General features: G+C 38.1%; 23 protein-coding genes. 13 read left to right on the forward strand and 10 right to left on the reverse strand.

Annotation, left to right across the window (positions count from 1 at the left end; translation table 11 throughout):
- Positions 1 to 22: 22 nt before the first annotated feature.
- Positions 23 to 1,354 carry a flagellar assembly protein A gene (locus tag K345_RS0108580; RefSeq protein WP_028973812.1) on the reverse strand — a complete coding sequence of 444 codons (1,332 nt, stop codon included), beginning with the start codon at positions 1,352 to 1,354 and terminating at the stop codon, positions 23 to 25.
- Between the two features lie 134 nt (positions 1,355 to 1,488).
- Between K345_RS0108580 and K345_RS0108585 the strand changes: the two genes are divergently transcribed.
- From K345_RS0108585 to hisA, 11 genes are read left to right on the forward strand one after another with little or no spacing between them, the layout of a single operon-like run.
- Entirely contained in the window at positions 1,489 to 1,959 is a 471-nt protein-coding gene (locus tag K345_RS0108585; RefSeq protein WP_028973813.1) for an arginine repressor, read from the forward strand.
- Positions 1,960 to 1,962: 3 nt separating this feature from the next.
- Entirely contained in the window at positions 1,963 to 2,994 is a 1,032-nt protein-coding gene (gene argC / locus K345_RS0108590) for an N-acetyl-gamma-glutamyl-phosphate reductase (RefSeq protein ID WP_028973814.1), read from the forward strand.
- A 2-nt stretch (positions 2,995 to 2,996) separates the two neighbouring features.
- The gene (argB, locus tag K345_RS0108595) at positions 2,997 to 3,767 is read left to right on the forward strand and encodes an acetylglutamate kinase (RefSeq protein ID WP_028973815.1); all 771 of its coding nucleotides are present in this window, start codon (positions 2,997 to 2,999) and stop codon (positions 3,765 to 3,767) included.
- Between the two features lie 11 nt (positions 3,768 to 3,778).
- Positions 3,779 to 4,996: an aspartate aminotransferase family protein gene (locus K345_RS0108600; protein WP_028973816.1), complete on the forward strand. Its 1,218-nt coding sequence runs from the start codon at positions 3,779 to 3,781 to the stop codon at positions 4,994 to 4,996.
- On the forward strand, positions 4,996 to 6,267 hold the full coding sequence (locus K345_RS0108605; protein ID WP_028973817.1) for an argininosuccinate synthase: 1,272 nt from the start codon (positions 4,996 to 4,998) through the stop codon (positions 6,265 to 6,267). The genes K345_RS0108600 and K345_RS0108605 overlap by 1 nt, the downstream gene beginning before the upstream one ends.
- A 58-nt stretch (positions 6,268 to 6,325) precedes the next feature.
- Positions 6,326 to 6,946: an HAD family hydrolase gene (locus K345_RS20360; protein WP_037571651.1), complete on the forward strand. Its 621-nt coding sequence runs from the start codon at positions 6,326 to 6,328 to the stop codon at positions 6,944 to 6,946.
- A 51-nt stretch (positions 6,947 to 6,997) separates the two neighbouring features.
- Positions 6,998 to 7,327, forward strand: a complete 330-nt coding sequence (locus tag K345_RS0108615; protein ID WP_028973818.1) for a thioredoxin family protein — start codon at positions 6,998 to 7,000, stop codon at positions 7,325 to 7,327.
- A gap of 59 nt (positions 7,328 to 7,386) precedes the next feature.
- Complete coding sequence (locus tag K345_RS0108620) at positions 7,387 to 8,967, forward strand: glucose-6-phosphate isomerase (RefSeq protein ID WP_028973819.1); 1,581 nt, start codon at positions 7,387 to 7,389, stop codon at positions 8,965 to 8,967.
- A gap of 52 nt (positions 8,968 to 9,019) precedes the next feature.
- Complete coding sequence (cyaB, locus tag K345_RS0108625; protein WP_028973820.1) at positions 9,020 to 9,562, forward strand: class IV adenylate cyclase; 543 nt, start codon at positions 9,020 to 9,022, stop codon at positions 9,560 to 9,562.
- Between the two features lie 5 nt (positions 9,563 to 9,567).
- Positions 9,568 to 10,215 (forward strand): HAD family hydrolase, encoded by a 648-nt coding sequence (locus K345_RS20365; RefSeq protein ID WP_053228164.1) that lies wholly within the window; start codon positions 9,568 to 9,570, stop codon positions 10,213 to 10,215.
- On the forward strand, positions 10,205 to 10,966 hold the full coding sequence (gene hisA, locus K345_RS0108635; RefSeq protein WP_028973821.1) for a phosphoribosylformimino-5-aminoimidazole carboxamide ribotide isomerase: 762 nt from the start codon (positions 10,205 to 10,207) through the stop codon (positions 10,964 to 10,966). The genes K345_RS20365 and hisA overlap by 11 nt, the downstream gene beginning before the upstream one ends.
- Here hisA and cysN read toward each other — a convergent pair.
- From cysN to murI, 8 genes are all read right to left on the reverse strand, one after another.
- Complete coding sequence (gene cysN, locus K345_RS0108640; RefSeq protein WP_028973822.1) at positions 10,935 to 12,800, reverse strand: sulfate adenylyltransferase subunit CysN; 1,866 nt, start codon at positions 12,798 to 12,800, stop codon at positions 10,935 to 10,937. The genes hisA and cysN overlap by 32 nt on opposite strands.
- Complete coding sequence (gene cysQ / locus K345_RS0108645; protein WP_028973823.1) at positions 12,797 to 13,576, reverse strand: 3'(2'),5'-bisphosphate nucleotidase CysQ; 780 nt, start codon at positions 13,574 to 13,576, stop codon at positions 12,797 to 12,799. Before cysQ ends, cysN begins: the two co-directional genes overlap by 4 nt.
- Entirely contained in the window at positions 13,577 to 14,482 is a 906-nt protein-coding gene (cysD, locus tag K345_RS0108650; protein ID WP_028973824.1) for a sulfate adenylyltransferase subunit CysD, read from the reverse strand. It abuts the gene before it with no gap.
- Positions 14,483 to 14,578: 96 nt separating this feature from the next.
- The gene (locus K345_RS0108655; RefSeq protein WP_028973825.1) at positions 14,579 to 14,971 is read right to left on the reverse strand and encodes a hypothetical protein; all 393 of its coding nucleotides are present in this window, start codon (positions 14,969 to 14,971) and stop codon (positions 14,579 to 14,581) included.
- Positions 14,972 to 14,975: 4 nt separating this feature from the next.
- Entirely contained in the window at positions 14,976 to 15,590 is a 615-nt protein-coding gene (locus K345_RS0108660) for a hypothetical protein (protein WP_028973826.1), read from the reverse strand.
- Entirely contained in the window at positions 15,580 to 15,759 is a 180-nt protein-coding gene (locus K345_RS0108665) for a hypothetical protein (RefSeq protein WP_028973827.1), read from the reverse strand. The genes K345_RS0108660 and K345_RS0108665 overlap by 11 nt, the downstream gene beginning before the upstream one ends.
- A gap of 12 nt (positions 15,760 to 15,771) precedes the next feature.
- Positions 15,772 to 16,689, reverse strand: coding sequence for a ribosome small subunit-dependent GTPase A (rsgA, locus tag K345_RS0108670; RefSeq protein WP_083963693.1), 918 nt, complete (start codon positions 16,687 to 16,689; stop codon positions 15,772 to 15,774).
- Positions 16,683 to 17,489 (reverse strand): glutamate racemase, encoded by an 807-nt coding sequence (murI, locus tag K345_RS20370; protein WP_053228165.1) that lies wholly within the window; start codon positions 17,487 to 17,489, stop codon positions 16,683 to 16,685. Before murI ends, rsgA begins: the two co-directional genes overlap by 7 nt.
- Positions 17,490 to 17,570: 81 nt before the next feature.
- Between murI and K345_RS20375 the strand changes: the two genes are divergently transcribed.
- Complete coding sequence (locus K345_RS20375) at positions 17,571 to 18,053, forward strand: pentapeptide repeat-containing protein (protein WP_053228166.1); 483 nt, start codon at positions 17,571 to 17,573, stop codon at positions 18,051 to 18,053.
- Positions 18,050 to 18,616: an MBL fold metallo-hydrolase gene (locus K345_RS0108685; RefSeq protein WP_028973829.1), complete on the forward strand. Its 567-nt coding sequence runs from the start codon at positions 18,050 to 18,052 to the stop codon at positions 18,614 to 18,616. Before K345_RS20375 ends, K345_RS0108685 begins: the two co-directional genes overlap by 4 nt.
- On the opposite strand, the gene K345_RS20380 is transcribed toward K345_RS0108685, so the two are convergent.
- Positions 18,596 to 19,519 (reverse strand): RluA family pseudouridine synthase, encoded by a 924-nt coding sequence (locus K345_RS20380; protein WP_053228167.1) that lies wholly within the window; start codon positions 19,517 to 19,519, stop codon positions 18,596 to 18,598. The genes K345_RS0108685 and K345_RS20380 overlap by 21 nt on opposite strands.
- Positions 19,520 to 19,521 lie beyond the last annotated feature (2 nt).

Genomic DNA, 19,521 nt, shown 5'->3' on the forward strand with positions numbered 1-19,521 from the left:
ATTTTACTAAGAAAGGTAAAGATTAGGTCAATTCTTTCTGCAGTATTTTATTCTCTTCCAAGCACACTTTAATATGACTTGCCGGTTTCTCAAACTGATATTCTGCACCTTCCATATAAATAACAGTCCCTGTTTCAATACTACCAGATACTGTCAAAATTGATTCAGGATTAAGCAATTGTGCAGATAGTTCGTTCATTTCTTCTATCAAAGCATTTTGGTCATTTTGAAGATTCGATATGGTTTCATCTGTATCCTGTGTTTTATCAAGAATAACTTGATTTTTCTCCAGCTGTTCCTGTACATGTTTCATACGACGCTCAATAACAAAATCCATTCCCAAATACAAGGTTGATCGAGGACTACCAGGATGTCCGATATCATGGGCTTCAACATTATTCTTAGCTTTAATTAAAGAACTAAGGAGAACACTATCATTTGACATGTGAATACTGCCCTGACAATATAGTTCACTGTTCATAACATTGCGCTTTATATAGATATCACCTTTAACTTCAATATGACAATTTTCAATGTAATCACAATATAGATCACCACCAACACGTACAATGGCTTTTTGCCGGCCTATTATGCCACCATGAACTTGAAGATTTTTTTTACAAAGGACCTCAGTAGCATCCAGAGTTCCACTAGTCTGGATATTTCCACCAGATATAACTTTAAAACCATCCTGTATGACCCCATTTATGTGTACATCCCCAGGAAATACTATATGACCTGTACGATAATCCACCCCGTTTTGAATGTCCAAAACTTCTTCCACCCAAAATTTCTCATGATTATTGATATAACGCCCATTAATTTTACTTTTTACGTATCCAGCTTTAAAATAGGTATTCTCACCAGGAATCAAAGGAACAACGGACTTCTTTTCATAATTAACTACATTACCAAAGACATCCATTCCATTTTCACCGGATTTTCGTTTGATAAGAACAGCTAAGACTTCCCCCTTCTTAACAACTCTAAAGCTATGAACGTCACGGTAATCAACAGAACCTTTAACTTTAGAAGTATCCATGGGATCAACGAAAAACCTTTTTTCTATCTTAAAATAGGCGGGGATTTCTTTATGAGGAGCTTTGCCAACAGCTATTAGCACGTTTTTTAGTATTTTCTTATGTTCTGTGATTTCAAGTAATACTTTATCGATAATATCCCAGTTAATACCTTCATTAATACCTTGGCTTGCTAAAAAGCTTTTTATATAATCCTTTGACAAATCCATTCCCGATCCAAGAGCGGGGATGAAATCCATATAAGCCTCTAAACCATCTTCACGTACCTGCAATGAGACTGAGCCATTTCTATTTTGAACAGATTCTACTGACATTGGTTATACCTTACTTTAAGTATCGGATAAAGATTGGAATAAAAGAATTAATATTTTTTGAATAAGTCTTGATAAAACTTTAAAAAAAACGTAATTTTATTCCCTATTTACGAATAATTATGCAAGGATGAAAAGTGAAGGGACGATCAGCACGGTTAAGAATTATTAAAAAAATTATTGAGAACCACCGAATACCAAGCCAGGAAGATCTACTCGGTTTTCTTAAAAAAGAAGGTGTTCAAGTTACTCAAGCCACTCTTAGCCGCGATTTGAAACTACTAAAAGTGGGCAAAGTATCTGATGGAAAAAGCGGATATTACTATACATTGCCTGGCGAAGACAACATTCGAGAAACGGAAAAGGATTATATAAAGGATTTCCAAAGAGGATTTATAGGAATTGAGTTCAGCACAAATATAGCTGTAATTCGTACCTATCCAGGGCACGCTAATTCAGTAGCCCTTGCATTGGACAACTTTAATCTTGATGAAAAAATAGGAACCATCGCCGGTGATGATACGATTATGATCATAATACGAGAAGGGTTCACTCAAGATGATTTTCTGGACAGTCTCAAAAGTAAAATACCCGAATTGGAGCTATAAATAATGAAAGCAGCTGTTTTAGGAGCCACAGGATATACTGGACAATTATTATTAAAATTACTCAACAATCACGAAAAAATTGATCAGATAATGCCAGTGACAACAAGTCAAGTAGGACAATCTATAAGTAAGAGTCTACCAAGATTAGGTAACTCATTAAACAGGAAAACTCAGTTGACAAAGGGATGCTTCATTAGTAGAGAAGAGGCCCTTAAGGAATCACCTGATGTAGTATTTGCGGCACTTCCCCATCTAAAAAGTGCTCCATTTGCGGAACCTTTTTTAGATAAAAGTGTACTTATAGATTTATCAGCTGATTATCGTTTAAAAGATCCTGAAGTCTTTGCCATCGCCTATGGTCAAAGACCTCCTGTTGAAACTAGACTAAAAGACTCAGTTTATGGTTTGTGTGAATGGAATAGGCAAGATATAAAAAAAAGCAATATTATTGCTGTACCCGGTTGTTATCCTACAGCAACCCTACTCCCCCTCCTTCCTTTTGCTAACAAAGGCTTAATCAAGGGAAGTATAATTGTTAATGCCTTATCTGGCATAAGTGGAGCCGGTAAAAAACTGGCAGAAAACTATCTATATGTTGAAAGAGACGAAAACTGTGGTCCCTATGCGCCTGGAAAGGTGCACCGTCATAGCTATGAAATCGAACATTATATTCATGGAGAAGGCTCCTCAGAAGAAGTCTATTTTACTCCCAATTTGGTACCAATGGTTAAAGGAATGACTGTAACATCTACATTTTATGCACCAGACCTAAGTGAGACAGGAGCAATGGATCTTTTACAGGAATTTTACTCAGATCAGCCATGCATTGGTCTTAGAGAAGACTTACCTCAATCAGCGGATGTTGCAGGATCTAATAGATGTGATATTGCCATAAGAAAATCGGGAAATCAAATTTTCCTATTCAGTGCCATTGATAATCTTATGAAAGGTGCTAGTGGTAGTGCTATCCAGAACTTCAATATTCGATTCGGCTGGGATGATTCTTTAGGCCTTCCTTTATCAGCTGAGGTATAAAGATGACAGAAACTATAGTTATCAAAATGGGCGGCCAAGCTGTATCTAACCAAAACCAGTTAGAGCAATGTTTAAAAGAAATCTCCCTGATATCAGGAACCTACAAAATAATTCTCGTTCATGGCGGAGGTCATGAAATTAGTTCCTTTTCCAAAAAACTCGGAATTGAACCCTATTTTAAAGAGGGGATACGAATGACAAGTAAAGAGGAAATGACCCTTGTAGATATGGTGTTAGGAGGTAGTTTTAACAAACTATTAGTGAGAAAGGCTCAACTAAATCATCTTAAAGCTGTGGGAATTTCCGGGAGCGACGGGCCTATCTTTCAAGGACATGCTTTAGGCTCCGGCAATTATACAGGAAGAATTGATCACGTAGATATCTCTCTCATCAAACATCTACTATCAGGGGGATATTTCCCTATATTGGCACCACCTTCTATTGATGAAGAGGGAAACCCTCTCAATATAAACGCTGATGAAGCCGCTTTAGCTTTAGCTACAGCTATTAAAGCTTCTCACCTGCTCTTTATTTCTGATATTCCGGGAATATTAAATGATGGTGTTTTGATTCCTTCCATGACTCCCATGGCTATAAATACCGCCATTAAAGACAAAATCATCATAGGGGGAATGATCCCCAAGGTTCAATCAGCCATTAAGGGCTTGGAAGAGGGAATAGGCCAGGTAGTCATTGGCCAATATACACATGAGAATAGTCTACTCAACCTCATTGAAGGCTCTGAGGGGACTCAAATACATCTTGAGCATTAGGAGGTTACAGGATGCAAAAATCATACATAACGTCAAAAACTTCCTTACCTAAAAGCTTTGGAGATTCATTCCTGGAATTAGAAAAAGGCAAGGGAGTGTTTCTCTGGGACAAGGGAGGTAAAAAGTACCTCGACTTTGGTTCGGGGATTGCAGTGAATTCCTTAGGGTATTCCAATAAAGGGATATTAAGTGCGATCCGGCGGCAATCAAAGAAAATAATTCATACATCCAATCTCTATACCTCAGAACCGACCACTCGTTTAGCCAAAGAACTAACATCACTGGGTGAATTTGATGCCGTACATTTGGGCAATAGTGGAACAGAAGCAAACGAAGCCGCTATAAAGTTTGCCCGACTTTATTCCTTAAGCAAGAAAGGAAAAGGTCACACTAAACTACTTAGCTTTGAAGGGGCTTTTCATGGGAGAACCTTAGGGGCCCTAACCCTAACACCTACTCCTAAGTACAAAGATCCCTTTGGACCATTATTACCTGATTGTTATACTATAGCCCCCAACGATATAGAGTTACTTAAAAATACTTTGGATGATAGCTTTGCTGGGATCATTATTGAACCATTACAAGGAGAAGGAGGATTAAATAGTTTTGATCCTGCCTTCATACAGGTCCTTAATGAGCTATGCAAATCTTTGGATATAATCTTAATCGCTGATGAGGTTCAAACAGGACTAGGAAGAACGGGTTCCATGTTTGCCTCTGAATTAGTAGGTTTAAAGCCAGATATTATTACCTTAGCCAAGCCTTTAGGGGGTGGCTTACCCTTATCAGCGACCTTAATACCTCAAAAAATCAATGACTTGCTAAAGCCTGGTCATCATGGTTCTACCTTTGGTGGAGGTCCCTTGACTTCCGCAGTAGCACTAGAGGTTATGAAAGTCGTTAATGACAAAACATTCCTGAAAGGGGTAACAGATAAAGGAGATTATCTAGTCCAACAATTAGACCTTCTCAAACAAGACTATTCTTGTCTGGGACAAACTAAAGGAATGGGCCTACTAAGAGGAATAGAACTAGATGAGACTAAAGCTGGATTTACCATTGCCGAATTAATTGGTGAAGCCAGAAATCAGGGATTGTTAATCTTAAGATGCGGATCTAATGTCATCAGGCTAGCACCCCCTTTAGTCATTACAGTAAAAGAAATTGATCAAGCATTAGCCTTATTAAGAACATCCTTAAACAACCTAACAAACGGAGGATTAACATAGTGGACAACAAAATAAAGAAAATCGCACTAGCTTATTCGGGAGGATTAGATACTTCCATCATTATCCCATGGTTAAAAGAACAACACCCAGGAGCAGAGGTTATTGCCATCTGTACCAACGTTGGCCAAGGTGAAGATTGGGATGCAGTCGAAAAGAAAGCCATCGCTTCCGGTGCTTCTAAAATATATATAGAAGATATTCAGGAAGATTTCGCCAAGGACTTTCTCTTTCCCATGATTCGAAGCGGAGCCTTATACCAAGGAAAGTATTTCTTAGGAACTTCCATTGCACGACCACTTCAGGCCAAAAGACAAGTAGAAATTGCCCTTGCAGAAGGAGCGGATGCTTTATGTCATGGTTGTACTGGTAAAGGAAATGACCAAGTCAGATTTGAGCTTACTTACAAAGCCCTGGCCCCCCAATTAAAAGTAATAGCACCATGGCGTGTTTGGAATATTACGTCCAGAGAGCAAGCCATTGACTATGCCAAGGCCAACAATATTCCTATCGGAGATATTAGCAAGAAGAATATCTACTCTAGAGATTGGAACATTTGGCACATCAGTCATGAAGGGGGAGACCTTGAAAACCCTTGGAATAGACCAACAGACCCCATGTTCAAGTTATCTGTTTCCCCTAAAGAAGCTCCTGATAAAGAAACAGAAATCACTATTGATTTTGAAAAAGGATTTCCTGTAGGAATTGACGGACAAAAAATGACTCCGATTGAAGTCCTTCTTAAGCTTAACAAACTTGGTGGAGAAAACGGAATTGGTCGTGATGACATCGTAGAAGATCGAATTGTAGGAATGAAAAGCCGTGGTGTTTATGAAACTCCAGCCGGCACTATCCTCTATAAAGCCATAAAAGAATTAGAAATGCTTACTATGGACTTCGATACCCTAAGCTACAAGAACTCTTTGAGTCAGAAATATGCCGACCTTGTCTATGCTGGTAAATGGTATACACCGTTAAGAGAATCCATTGATGCTTTCATGCAACAAGCTACAAAGTACACAACAGGTTCTGTTAGGGTGGTACTCTATAAAGGAAACGTTATTATAGCAGGAAGAAAGTCTAAGTACAGCCTGTACTTGGAAGATCTAGCATCCTTCGGGGAAAGCTCATATGACCATAAAGATGCTGATGGCTTTATCAATCTGTTTGGTTTATCAACAGGTGTTGCGGCAATGGTCCGCAAAGGGGTGGAAGCCGGAGAAGGTCAATCTGCCGAAATTTTAGGAACAGCTGCTTCCTATCACGCCGAATAAATTAATATTGGACAGACCGTTTCAAATGGTCTGTCCTCATCTTTAGGACCTCAAATCAATGAAATACATTATCTGGGATTGGAACGGTACCATATTGGATGATCTTCAACTTTGTATCGATATAACCAATGGAATGCTTGAAGAGCATGGCCTTCCCGCTTTTAAGAATACAGATGACTACAGACAAGTATTCACCTTCCCTATTCGAAATTATTATACCAAAATAGGTTTTGATTTTGATAAAGTTCCCTTTGAGACGATAGCAGAACAATTTATTAATCTCTATCAACCTCAAAGTTTGAATTGCCCTTTAACTAAAGATGTCACTAAAATCATGGAAACCCTAAGAATCAGGGGATACAAGCAAATTATATTATCTGCCTCATCCCAAGAGCGATTAGATGCACAAGTGCATCACTTTGGTGTAAACAGATATGTAGAAGAGATATTAGGACTTAACAACATATGGGCAGCCTCTAAGATTGAACTAGCACAACATTGGATTAAGAATCACAAAACAGATGAAATAGTTGTCATTGGTGACACACTACATGATTGGGAATTAGCACAGACCATACAAGCAGATTGCCTCTTATTTACAAAAGGTCATCAAATACATAAATCATCCTCAGATTATATACTTTTCAATTCAATGGAAGATCTACTTGATTATCTATAACATTTTGCGTTTTTGATAAATATTAGTATTTTTATATACATAGGAGACTATATGGAAGCTTTAAAAGACAAACAACAGTTCACAGATATGGTTAATTCTGATGATAAAGTATCGATAGCGATATTCAGAGGAGAATGGTGTGGAGATTGCCATTTTATAGATCCTTTTATTGATGAAGTGGCAAAAGAATATGCAGACACGATTCAAACCTTCAATGTTGACATAGAAGAATTCAATGATATTGCCGGTCAATATGAAATCATGGGCATCCCTAGCTTTGTAGCCTTTAAAGGTGGGAAAGAAGTCAACCGTTTCGTCAATAGAGATCGTAAGACCAGAGAAGAAATCACTAACTTTTTTCAAGAATCTTTACTTCGCTAGACATTACCAGTTCCATTGTTTATAGTCTTCTTATGCAAATTAAGGAGAGGTAAATGGCAATGGAATTTAAAAACCTCGATCAATTAGCTTCCTTTCAAAAACTAAGAAAGGAAGTTAAACCTGAAGATCTTAAAAAGGTTTTAACAGCAGATCGTGTAAAAGCATTTTCTGCAAATATTGGTGATCATCTTATCTATAACTATGCAGCTAAACAAATTAGCGCTGAAGCAATTGACATCTTACAAGAACTAAGCAATGAACAAGATTTAATTAACAAGTACAAAGCAATTCTTGATGGTGAATACATGAACACAGGTGAGAATCGAAGAGTACTTCACCATTTAACAAGAGGCCAGCAAGGTGAAGCTGTTGTTCATGAAGGCAAAGATTTACATAAGTTCTATACTGGTGAACAGAAAAAGATCTATGAGTTTGCAGCCCAAATACACTCTGGACAAATTACGTCTTCAACAGGCAAAAAATTTGATACTGTTGTTCAAATCGGAATAGGTGGATCTGATTTAGGACCTAGAGCTATGTATTTGGCATTGGAGAATTATGTTCGTACTAATACAGGCATTAAAATGCAAGCCCATTTCATTAGTAATGTTGATCCTGATGATGCCAACAGTATCCTGAAGAAAATTAATTTTGAAACAACATTATTTATTCTCGTTTCTAAGAGCGGGACGACTCAAGAAACTCTTGCAAATGAAAGCTTTGTTAAAGAAAGCATGCTAAAAGCAGGTATCCCTCAATTAGATCCAAAGGGTCATATGATTGCTGTAACTTCAGAAACAAGCCCTCTCGCTGGTAATCCTGATTATTTGGCATCCTTTTATATAGATGATTTCATTGGAGGACGATATAGTTCTACTAGTGCTGTTGGTGGTGCTGTTCTGGCTTTAGCATTTGGACAATCTGTAGTGGAAGAGTTCCTTCAAGGAGCAGCTCAAGTTGATAAATTATCTTTAGAGAAAGATGTACGGAAGAACCCTGCCCTTCTCGATGCTCTAATAGGAGTTGTTGAAAGGAACATTTTTGGTTACCCCACAACTGCTATTCTACCCTACAGCCAAGCCCTCAGCAGATTCCCTGCTCACCTTCAACAGGCTGATATGGAATCTAATGGGAAGACAGTAAACCGTAGGGGTGAAGCGGTCTCCTACCAAACAGGACCAGTCATCTTTGGAGAACCAGGAACTAATGGACAACACAGTTTTTACCAGTTGTTACACCAGGGGACTGATATTGTACCTTTACAATTTATAGGATTTATAGATTCACAGGATGCCTTTGACCTAGAGATAGAAGGCTCAACCAGTCAGGCCAAATTAAAAGCAAATCTTGCTGCTCAGATTATTGCTTTTGCCAAAGGTAAAGACGACAGTAATAAGAACAAAAACTTCGCAGGTCAAAGACCTAGTTCTTTGATCTATGGAAAACAATTAACCCCGACAGCATTGGGAGCCCTGTTGGCTCACTTTGAAAACAAAATTCTCTTCCAGGGCTTAACTTGGAATATAAATTCCTTCGATCAAGAGGGTGTACAACTAGGAAAGCTATTAGCCAAACAAGTACTGGCTAAAGGTGATATGGATGAAGCTCTTAAAAGCTTCTCTGATCTATTACAAATCTAGATAAAAAAACCGGCTGGTTTCAGCCGGTTTTTGTTTAACAAGATGAAGGGCTATGCATAAAGAGATAGAACGTAAAGCATGGGTTAGAGATTGGAATCAGACCCTTGAGCTATTGAATAGAAACTTTAACTTTGTCAAAGAATATCATAAAAAAGATCAATATTTTCTCATGGAAGGTTATACAAGAGAATCAAAGAAGAAGTTTAGAATACGCCAGGATGGTAACGAGTATTGGGTTACCTACAAGTTTAAATCTCTTCTGGAGACCCTTGAAGTCAATGATGAAATCGAGTTCCAAATATCCGATGTCCAGTCCTATCAAAGAATGATGGAAGCCCTTGGCTTTAAAATATTCATCAATAAGGAAAAGAAAGGTTATCGTTTTCAAAGAGATCAGTGGATTCTAGAACTAAGTCACATTAGCGATCTAGGAGATTTTATTGAAATAGAATGTCTCCTGACAGACCCCTCACCAGAACAGATTAAGGAAGCAGATATACAAATACTGTCTTTGTTTGATCAATTGAAGATATCACATTCAGATATAGAAACTCGATACTACAATCAAATGCTATTAGCCAATAAAGAATTGTAAGGCCTATGAAAACATATTTTAATCATACAGATAGTCGTTTCCTTGTTTTTGATATTGATATGACCCTGTACTATCATCCAGAGTTTTATGAATACCAACAAATGGTCCAATTACAAGAAGTGGCTAGCCGCTTATCAAAACCGCAAGAACTGTTAGTGAATCAAGTGAGGACTTACCAAAAAACAAACAAAAAGTCCTTAGGCAATAGCCTAAAAGAAATGTTTGATATTTCTATTGAACAGTCTGTTCAAATGAGATCTCAATTAATTGAACCGGAACGATATCTAAGAGAAGATAAACGTCTGATTCAAACACTAAATGAATTAATCAAATACTATGAAATGGCTGCTCTTACCAATAATCCTACAGATATTGGAAGACGTATTCTCCAGGCTCTAGGGGTCAGTGACTTTTTTCCACAGCTAGTGGGGCTTAATTCAACAAATAAAAGCAAACCCCATCCTCTGCCTTTTGAAACAGTTATTGAGTTAACTGGCTTTAAACCGGAACAAACTATTAGTATTGGCGACCGCTACCATGTTGACTTGGAATACCCCATGACCCACAATTGGGCGGGAGCCATACTATTAGAAAATAGGGATGATATCTATAATTTAGTTAATCTTCTCACAGGTGATGCAAATGAAAATTAGACCATGTATAGATCTTCATAATGGGCAGGTTAAACAAATCGTCGGCTCAACATTATCCTCTTCCCATGTGGAAGAAAATCATGTTAGTGCCTATTCCAGTGAATACTTCGCCGAACGATACCGTAATGATCATCTTGATGGTGGACATATCATCATGCTTGGTCCCGGGAACGAAACTGCTGCTTTAACAGCTCTTAGAGCATTCCCTCAGGGGATGCAAATAGGAGGGGGATTAACCCCTGATAACTGCACTCCCTACCTTGAGGCTGGAGCTTCTCATATCATCGTCACTAGTTATATCTTTACCGATGGCATAATACATTGGGATCGTCTCAAAGCCTTTGCCAAAAAAATATCAGCCAGACGCTTAGTTCTCGATCTAAGTTGCAAACAGGTAGGCGAAGAATTTTATGTGGCTACAAACCAATGGCAAAAGATAAGTCAGGTAAAACTGGATAGAGAATTAATAAAGCTCTTAAGTCCCTATTGCGATGAGTTCCTCATTCATGCGGCTGATGTAGAAGGTAAAAGACAGGGTATACAAGAAAAAGTTGTCCGGCTTCTAGCCGAAGATCCCATCAAGCCCATTACCTATGCAGGCGGTATACGAGATGAAAATGATATTAACAACTTCTACCAATTGAGTCATGGTTCTCTAGATTTAACAGTAGGTAGTGCCTTAGATATTTTTGGTGGAACTCTTCCTTATTCCACTATCGTTAATCTATCCCAATCTCATAATTTTGAATGATATCAACAGCCTCTTTTATAGAGGTCTTCGTTGTATCAATGGTGATTTGAGGATGCGCAGGAGCCTCAAAGCTGGATTTAATACCAGTAAAATCCTTTATTTTTCCATCAATAGCTTTCTTATATAAACCCTTAGGATCTCTTTGTATACAGATCTCCAGGGGCGTATCCACAAATATCTCACAAAACCTTCTAGGTCCAATAATCGCTCGAGCCTTGATTCTATCTTCTTCAAAGGGTGATATAAAAGAAGCTATAACAGTAATACCGGCATCATTAAATAACCTGGCCACTTCAGCTATTCGCCTAATATTCTCATGCCGATCATCTATAGAAAATCCCAAATCCTTATTTAGCCCATGCCTAACATTATCACCATCCAGTACATATACTGGTTTCTGCTTTTGATAGAATTCTTTTTCCAAGGCAAAAGCAATGGTCGATTTACCAGACCCCGACAATCCTGTCAGCCAATAAGTTAAAGGTTGGTTATTCAGTAATAGACAACGTTCAGAGTGGCCAATAACGCCTGTATGTTTATAGATATTTTTACCATAAGTTAGAGAACGATTAATGATCATTCCTGCACCAATGGTAATGTTTGTATCAGGATCAATTAAAATGAGCCCCCCTGTAGATCTATTGCGACTATATTCATCAAAAGGAATCGGATTAAATAATTCCAGACATACCCTACCGATTTCATTTAATTGTAAGAACTCTACATCTTCCCTATGGAGGTTATCAGGATTAACACGATAATTAAGGCAGGTAATGAGCGCCTTCTCATAATGAGAACTATGTTTGATAAGATAGGTTTTATTTTTATCTGAAGGTTCATCTCCCATCCACACAAGTATCACTTCCAGTTTGTTGTCAACATGAGGCAAATTATGACTATGAACAATCATGTCTCCTCTTGAAATATCTATCTCGTCCTCCAATGTTATGGTCACAGACATTCCCATAAAGGCCTCCGTTAATTCACCATCCATGGTGACGATGCTTTTCACATGACTGGACTGTCCAGAGGGAAGTACTTTGATTCCATCTCCTTTTTTTACAGTTCCTGAGGCAATCCTACCGGCAAAACCTCTAAAATTCAGATGTGGTCTATTAACCATTTGTACAGGAAAACGGAAATCAACTAGATTTCGTCCGGCACCTGTATAAACATTTTCTAAGAATGACATCAAGGATGGTCCTTCATACCATGGCATATGTACAGAAGAATGAACGATATTATCTCCCTTTAAAGCAGACAAAGGTATAAAGGTGATATCATCGATTTCCAGTTTGCTGGCAAAATCTAAATACTCCTCCCTTATTTGATTGTAGCGATACTCACTATAATCAACTAAATCCATCTTATTGACAGCGATAACGATATGGGGGATTCCTAATAATGAGGAAACAAAACTATGACGTTTGGATTGGGTCACCAATCCTTTACAGGCATCTATTAGTATAATAGCAAGATCAGCAGTTGATGCACCTGTTACCATGTTACGGGTATATTCTTCATGACCAGGGGTATCAGCAATAATAAATCGCCTCTTGGGTGTAGAAAAATACCGATAGGCAACATCGATAGTAATCCCCTGCTCTCTCTCAGCTTTGAGGCCATCAGTCAATAGGGCATAATCAACATAATCCCTTCCCCATTTAGAAGAATCTTCATTTACAGCTTGAAGATGATCGTCAAAAATATTCTTGGAATCATAAAGCAATCGACCTATCAAGGTAGACTTACCGTCATCAACAGAACCTGCTGTTGTTAATCTTAAGATATCCGATTTAATGCTTTGTTCAATGATATAATGCACATCTCTCATGCCCTACCCCTTCGACAAAGGAATCCATCTTCATTTTTTAAAGATTCTTTATTATAATCTAAGGGGGTTTGACTTATGCCATTATAGACAATCCCCTTAGCTCCCATAACAACCGAATGAGCTGCTGCTGTATCCCATTCCCAAGTTGGTCCAGAACGATAATAAATATCAGCACGACCTTCAGCCACAAGGCAAAACTTCAAACTGGATCCCATGCTGACAGCCTTGGTGACACCACAGGATTTGAAGAATTCATCCTCCAGGGAACTACTATGGGATTTAGACTTTACTGCAATAATATCTTCTCTATTCAAATATTCTTTAATAGGTAATTTTTGTGTTACAGAGCCTTTTATAACAATAGATTCATCTTCTATACCCCCATAATATAACCACTGTCGAGCAGGAGCATAAACAACACCCCAATAGGGTTTATTCTGATAGACAAAGGCAATATTGACAGTAAAATCCTGATCTCCCTTGATGAATTCCTTTGTTCCATCTAAGGGATCAACAAGCCAGAAACTATCCCAGTCTTTCCTTTGTTCATAAGTCAATACGTTTTTATCCTCTTCAGAGATAATGGGATACTGTTTATTGAGTTGCTTTATTCCACTCACAATGTATTGATGACTTGCTTTATCAGCTAGAGTTACAGGGCTATCATCTTTTTTATATTGAACCTCATTATTCTCTGAATGATAATATTGCATGATAAGCCGACCAGCTTCTTGAGCTATATTAATAATAACTTGTTTATCCTTGTCACTTAACATTCAGAAATACCCTTCCCTTTTTTTTTGTTCCATGGAACTATCCTGATCATGATCGATGATTCTTGTTGTCCTTTCACTAAGGCGTACAGTCATAGTTTCTTCTATGATATCATCAATACTAACAGCATTAGAGGGGACCGCACCTGTACAAGGCCAACATCCTAAGGTTCTAAAACGGCTGTTGACAAGTTGTGGCTGTTCCTCTCCTTGTAAAGGAGTCTTACCTGCAACATAGGGAATAAGCTGATTATTTCGTTTTATCACAAGACGAGGTTGTCCAAAATACAAGTCCGATATGGGTATCTGCTCTAAACGTATATAGGTCCAAATATCAAGTTCAGTCCAGTTAGACAAGGGAAAGACTCTGATAGATTCCCCAAAACCAATTTTACCATTATAGTTCTGCCACAACTCAGGTCTTTGACGCTTAGGATTCCATTGACCATTCCGATCTCTAAAGGAATAGATTCTCTCCTTAGCTCTGGACTTCTCTTCATCCCTTCGCGCTCCTCCAAAAGCAGCATCAAAACCACCTTCCTTCAAAGCGTCCAAAAGAGCTTTAGTTTTTAAAGCACCACAACAGGTTACTGTGCCTTCAGACCAGGGATTCATACCTTTATCCAGAGCAGGTGTATTACTATGGACAATGAGTTTGATATCCAGCTCTTTAGCTAATTGGTCGCGAAAGCTAATCATCTCATCGAATTTATAGGAAGTATCAATATGAAGAAGGGGAAAGGGTATTTTACCAGGATAGAAAGCCTTTCTGGCAAGATGTAACATAACCGAAGAATCTTTGCCTATAGAGTATAGCATAACAGGATTATCAAACTCTGAAGCAACTTCCCTGATAATATGTATCGATTGAGACTCCAAACTCTTAATGGTCGACTGAACGTATGACATTCTTACTTCCTTTGTAGTCTTATGGAGGAAAAAATGTCAAACAGATGTTATATAATGATCATTATCTCTTTAGGAATTAGTTAAATCCCATATTTACTACCTCAACGATAGATCACCATATATTTTGAGAGCTCTACCATCTTTGTCAACTTGTAGCTCACGATCCGGGAAAAAATGGGGGAGCCGTTGTTCAATCTGTTGAACGACTTCATCCTCTATTTGTTTTCTAACCTCATTGCTAATGTTTTCAAGGGTAGATAGACTTATCTCGACAACATAGCCACGACCATATTCGGAACCATAGCCTGCAGAAAAGGATACTCCAACATTAAACAAACCGTCTGCTGATTTATTGCTTGTTTGTCCTCTCTCAGCTCTATTAGGATGCAGGGAGAATCTTCCATGATATTTGTCTTCCAAATAGTCATCTATCTCATCAAACATAGATTTGAATTTATTGTCCCATTCAACTAATTTTGGATGTCTCATTTTATTACCAGGTTGCCGTTACAGATATATCTTCTGTACTTAGGAGTATATCTTTTACTTTCATTTGAAAATGCAAACTTCTATCATCATGATCCACATCGTTTGGAGTCAACTCTATAAAATCACTAGGAACATTTAATTGGAAATCAATAGTCCCATCGGAAAAGAAATTTTCTATAACTTCATTAGCCATTTCCCCAAATTCTTCCGGATTTGACTTAGCAAAATTAATATCCAATCTATCAGGACTACCAGAACTAAACTCAATCCGATATTCGTCAGAACCGGTAAAGAGCTGATTAAGGCTATCCAAACTGTCAAAAGACAACTCAGCAGAGATATTTACATAGTTATCATCTTCAGACTTATCCCATTTGTTAAGGGTTAGCCCTTCAATACGATTCACAGTATCTTCAAAATCACCTTTACCAACAGGTATGGGATATACAGGATCATTAGGATCGATCCTTCCCATATTCATGAATATCTTATCAACCTGATACGCAAGCTCCACTGTTCCTGTATTATCAGATTTCAAATTCACTACTGTCTTCAGGTTCAGACAACCAGACAACAATAAGCTAGCCAGTAGGGATATAATAATTCCTTTATTCCTCATTATCTTTTTCTTCTCCAAAGTTCTCAAACATTTTCTTTACACCATAATTTTCTTTTTTAGATACAGGAGCTGAGCCTAAAAAAAAGAGTAAGGGCAGTATCACTAGTAAAGCGCCAATAACAATTTGTACCTGCCAGCTTGCCAGGACCTGAAAAATCGTACCAATCATCGCCCCATGGTATCACCACTTTTGGTGTTCTTTCAAGCTATCAAATATATTACAGTAACTCAGATATCTATCTTCCAATATAAGGCCAGATTCAACGGCCTTTTTAACAGCACATTTCGGTTCATGAGTATGTGTACAGGGCTGGAAACCACATTCACTGATATAAGGAATAAACTCTTCAAAATGATGCACTAAATCATCACTTTCCAATTCGCTGACTTCTAATTCCCTGATACCTGGAGTATCAACAATACCAGCCTCATTTATTTGACTGACTTCTACTGCAAAACAGGTGGTATGATTCCCTCTGTTATACTTCTCATTGAGTTGGCCAACCTGGAGTTTTAGTCCTGGTTCCAGAGCATTCAGAATACTAGACTTACCAACACCGGATTGCCCTACAAAAGCTGTATACTTACCAAAAATAGCCTTTTCAAGAGTCTCCATCCCTGTACCCTGCTTAGCACTGCAATAATAAATAGGGATACCAAGCTGTTCAAAATGATGTAGACGAATCTGCATGTTTTCATCAATATTCTGATCGATTTTATTCACAACAATAGCCATAGGAACATTACCCTGTTCTGCAGCTATAACCACCCGATCGATAAAACGAGGTCTGAAAGGAGGAGATTCAGGAGACGTTACACAGAGAACCTGATCTAGGTTAGCACAAATAGTCTGGGGGGCCCGCCGCTTTTTATTCCATCTGGCGAAAAAGTTCTTCCTTTCTTTTCTTGACAGTATCATCCCTTTTCCAGGATGATGTTCATCTAGCTCAAAATTAACCAGGTCCCCTACAGCAAGAGGGTTATAGGCGCCTACAACGTCTTTTAATATCTTACCTTTGATACGGCATTCATATCTTTCCTCATGGCATTCAACAGTAAAAATATTATTAATACCTAATATAACCCGTCCTATCAACACAAGGCCTCACCCCAAGTTAGCTGAAATTCTTTCAGAAACCCATCATACTGATTATGATCAACAGAAGAAGTTGTAATGAAAAAATCTTTATCTGTTTTTTTATTATTTAATTTACGTTCCTTGTTTAAAACACAATGCACTTGTTTTGTAACTCCTTCACAACTATCAATAACCTTGACCGATGATCCAAGAGAATCACTTATCAGGTCTTTTACATGGAGAAAATGGGTACAACCTAATACTAATGTATCTATTCCACTATTTGTAAAAGGTCTGAGAGATTCATAAACTACATTTTCTAATACTTTAACTTCATTGAGATAGCGCTGTTCAACAGCTTTAACAATATCACCAGCACCAACCTTTATGACTTCCTTGTCAGAAGCAAAATCGACAATTAAGCGATCCACATAAGAGGCCTTTACTGTAGCCTTTGTAGCGAGAACACCGATTCGATTCTTGGATTGTTTAGCAGCTGGTTTAACAGCAGGAACAACACCAACGATGGGATAGGAAAAATGATCTCTTAACACTTTTAAAGAAGACACAGAGGCCGTGTTACAAGCAACAAGCAATAACTTGGGATTCCATTTTTGGGTAACATGAGTCACCAGATCGAGAACAACCTGATTTAATTCCTCTTCACTCTTATCCCCATAGGGAAAATGGGCTGTATCAGCCACATAAATATAGTTTTCCAGGGGCAAAGACTTCCTGATATCTTTTAAATACGGCAGACCACCTACCCCTGAATCAATAATCACAACAGGTTGATTCAACATTTTATCCAGATAGTACACATGAATCCCATATTATATAGAAAGGCAGTCTAATTCAATTCCTACTTGCGACTTTTACAAGTATAGATTAGCTTTACAAACATGGATGACTTTAATAAACCCATCATCAATTATTTATCAGTGAGTGATAAAGTATTCAGGGATAAAGATTTTACAGATAAAATATGGCATATGGTCAAGTTATCCCATTGTAAATTTTATAACTGCAACTTTGAACGTGCCAAATTAACTCTGTTTATGTCCCCCTTCTCTGAATTTGCAGATTGCCAATTCGATGGAGCTTTCATTCAGTATTCTGATTTTTCGGGAAGTGTCCTACAGAACTGTTCTCTTGTAGAATCAGATATTCTTCATTCTAATTTTAATGGGATAGAAGGTAACAATCTTGATTTCTCAGATTCAGATCTGTACCTGAGTCGCTTTCGATCTTCCCAACTTCGGAACATAAAGTTTGTTGACTGTAACTTAAAGCGAGTAGATTTTCAGGGATGTAGAAGACATGAAGTAACCTTCAAATACTCTAACTTTGAGGAAGCCTTTTTTGATAGTGAGTCCTCCCAATGAAAATATTCCCCTACTTCAGTCCAGAAATGTTATCAAACTCCTATCTTATAGGTCCTGATAAGGGTGGAGAAGCTATCCTCATTGATCCTGGTCAACTGGATACTAACCTTCTCATGATGATAGAAGATAATAACTTTTATATTAAAGGTGTCCTTATAACCAGATTCAGTCCTGCCCATACTCATGGATTAAGGACATTACTAAGAGTCTATGATGCTCAGGTCTATGCCCATCGTAATGCTGTTTATGAAGGGAGTTATTATCCAGTTAAGGACCAGGAAGTACTTCCTTTTAACAACTTTAATGTGCAATGCCAGTTTATCCCAGAACATTATTCTGACTCTGTTATGTATCATCTCAATGACTGGGTCTTTACAGGAGATGTCTTAAGTGCCGGGAATTTTGGGCACACAGAGAATCTTTTTAAGAACTCTAACCTAAAACTAGCCCTTACTCAGGGATTATTTAAAATGGAGCCTAAGACTCAACTTTTTCCCGGATTTGGACCTCCAACAACAGTAGAGGGAGAGACAAAATGGAATCTAGCCTCCCATAGTTCTTAATTGATCTATCAAATTAAGCATGTGTAGAGGCAGGGAAGCCTCAAAGCTATGAACCTGGCCATCTATGGGTAGGCGTATCTCAAGATGAAAAGCATGTAAACAAAGACTGGCGTCCTTGTATATTTTATCCTTCCGGGCATAAAGAGGATCCCCTAATATAGGACAACCTAATTCCTTCATATGTACTCGTAACTGATGAGTACGTCCTGTAACGGGTGATAACTCTACAAGGGAATAATCCGACCATTCTTCTAAGACCTTCCATTTAGTTAAAGAATGCTTTCCCTTCGCGTCGTGCATTTCAAATATCTTACGGTTTACTTCGTCCCGCTTAATATACCCTTCGACCTGTCCTTCCTTTTGAGGCAAAAGACCTTTAATAATAGCTAGGTACTGTTTGTGGGTTTCCCTATTGCGGAATTGTTCTGCAAAATATTCTAGTGAGTCCTGTGATTTGGCCGTTATAATTACCCCAGAGGTATCCTTATCCAAACGATGAACAATCCCGGGTCTCAGATTGGCCTCTTCAAAGTTGTCCTCATGATTCTTCAAATGATAAAGCAATCCGTGAACAAGAGTCCCTGTATAATTCCCCTGAGCGGGATGAACAACCATTCCCTGAACCTTATTTAATACAAGGCAATCCTTGTCTTCATAGAGTATATCTAAAGGAATGGGTTCTGCCTTGATATCCAGGGATGGAGGGTCGGTTAAACACAAACGTATAAAGTCTTCATCTTTAACTGTTTTTGAAAGCTTGGCTAACTTCCCATTAATATAGACTTCCCTTGTCCGATTCTTAAGTTGGCTTCTTGTGAGATATCCTAAGATATCACTCATATATTTATCGACTCTGATGGGATAGTGATCATCCCATTCTACCTGATGTTCTTCTATTAACATAA

This window comes from Spirochaeta cellobiosiphila DSM 17781 (genome assembly GCF_000426705.1).
Lineage (GTDB): Bacteria > Spirochaetota > Spirochaetia > DSM-17781 > DSM-17781 > Spirochaeta_E > Spirochaeta_E cellobiosiphila.

Bases quoted from the DNA above. Each gene is read 5' to 3' on its own strand.
- cysD (WP_028973824.1), bottom strand. From the start codon at position 14,482: ATGTCATACGTTCAGTCGACCATTAAGAGTTTGGAGTCTCAATCGATA.
- K345_RS0108600 (WP_028973816.1), top strand. From the start codon at position 3,779: ATGCAAAAATCATACATAACGTCAAAAACTTCCTTACCTAAAAGCTTT.
- K345_RS0108660 (WP_028973826.1), bottom strand. From the start codon at position 15,590: ATGAGGAATAAAGGAATTATTATATCCCTACTGGCTAGCTTATTGTTG.
- cysN (WP_028973822.1), bottom strand. From the start codon at position 12,800: ATGAGAGATGTGCATTATATCATTGAACAAAGCATTAAATCGGATATC.
- K345_RS0108655 (WP_028973825.1), bottom strand. From the start codon at position 14,971: ATGAGACATCCAAAATTAGTTGAATGGGACAATAAATTCAAATCTATG.
- K345_RS20380 (WP_053228167.1), bottom strand. From the start codon at position 19,519: ATGTTAATAGAAGAACATCAGGTAGAATGGGATGATCACTATCCCATC.
- K345_RS0108665 (WP_028973827.1), bottom strand. From the start codon at position 15,759: ATGATTGGTACGATTTTTCAGGTCCTGGCAAGCTGGCAGGTACAAATT.
- K345_RS0108580 (WP_028973812.1), bottom strand. From the start codon at position 1,354: ATGTCAGTAGAATCTGTTCAAAATAGAAATGGCTCAGTCTCATTGCAG.
- K345_RS20365 (WP_053228164.1), top strand. From the start codon at position 9,568: ATGAAAACATATTTTAATCATACAGATAGTCGTTTCCTTGTTTTTGAT.
- K345_RS20375 (WP_053228166.1), top strand. From the start codon at position 17,571: ATGGATGACTTTAATAAACCCATCATCAATTATTTATCAGTGAGTGAT.
- K345_RS0108615 (WP_028973818.1), top strand. From the start codon at position 6,998: ATGGAAGCTTTAAAAGACAAACAACAGTTCACAGATATGGTTAATTCT.
- cysQ (WP_028973823.1), bottom strand. From the start codon at position 13,576: ATGTTAAGTGACAAGGATAAACAAGTTATTATTAATATAGCTCAAGAA.
- K345_RS0108620 (WP_028973819.1), top strand. From the start codon at position 7,387: ATGGAATTTAAAAACCTCGATCAATTAGCTTCCTTTCAAAAACTAAGA.
- cyaB (WP_028973820.1), top strand. From the start codon at position 9,020: ATGCATAAAGAGATAGAACGTAAAGCATGGGTTAGAGATTGGAATCAG.
- argB (WP_028973815.1), top strand. From the start codon at position 2,997: ATGACAGAAACTATAGTTATCAAAATGGGCGGCCAAGCTGTATCTAAC.
- K345_RS0108685 (WP_028973829.1), top strand. From the start codon at position 18,050: ATGAAAATATTCCCCTACTTCAGTCCAGAAATGTTATCAAACTCCTAT.
- K345_RS20360 (WP_037571651.1), top strand. From the start codon at position 6,326: ATGAAATACATTATCTGGGATTGGAACGGTACCATATTGGATGATCTT.
- hisA (WP_028973821.1), top strand. From the start codon at position 10,205: ATGAAAATTAGACCATGTATAGATCTTCATAATGGGCAGGTTAAACAA.
- argC (WP_028973814.1), top strand. From the start codon at position 1,963: ATGAAAGCAGCTGTTTTAGGAGCCACAGGATATACTGGACAATTATTA.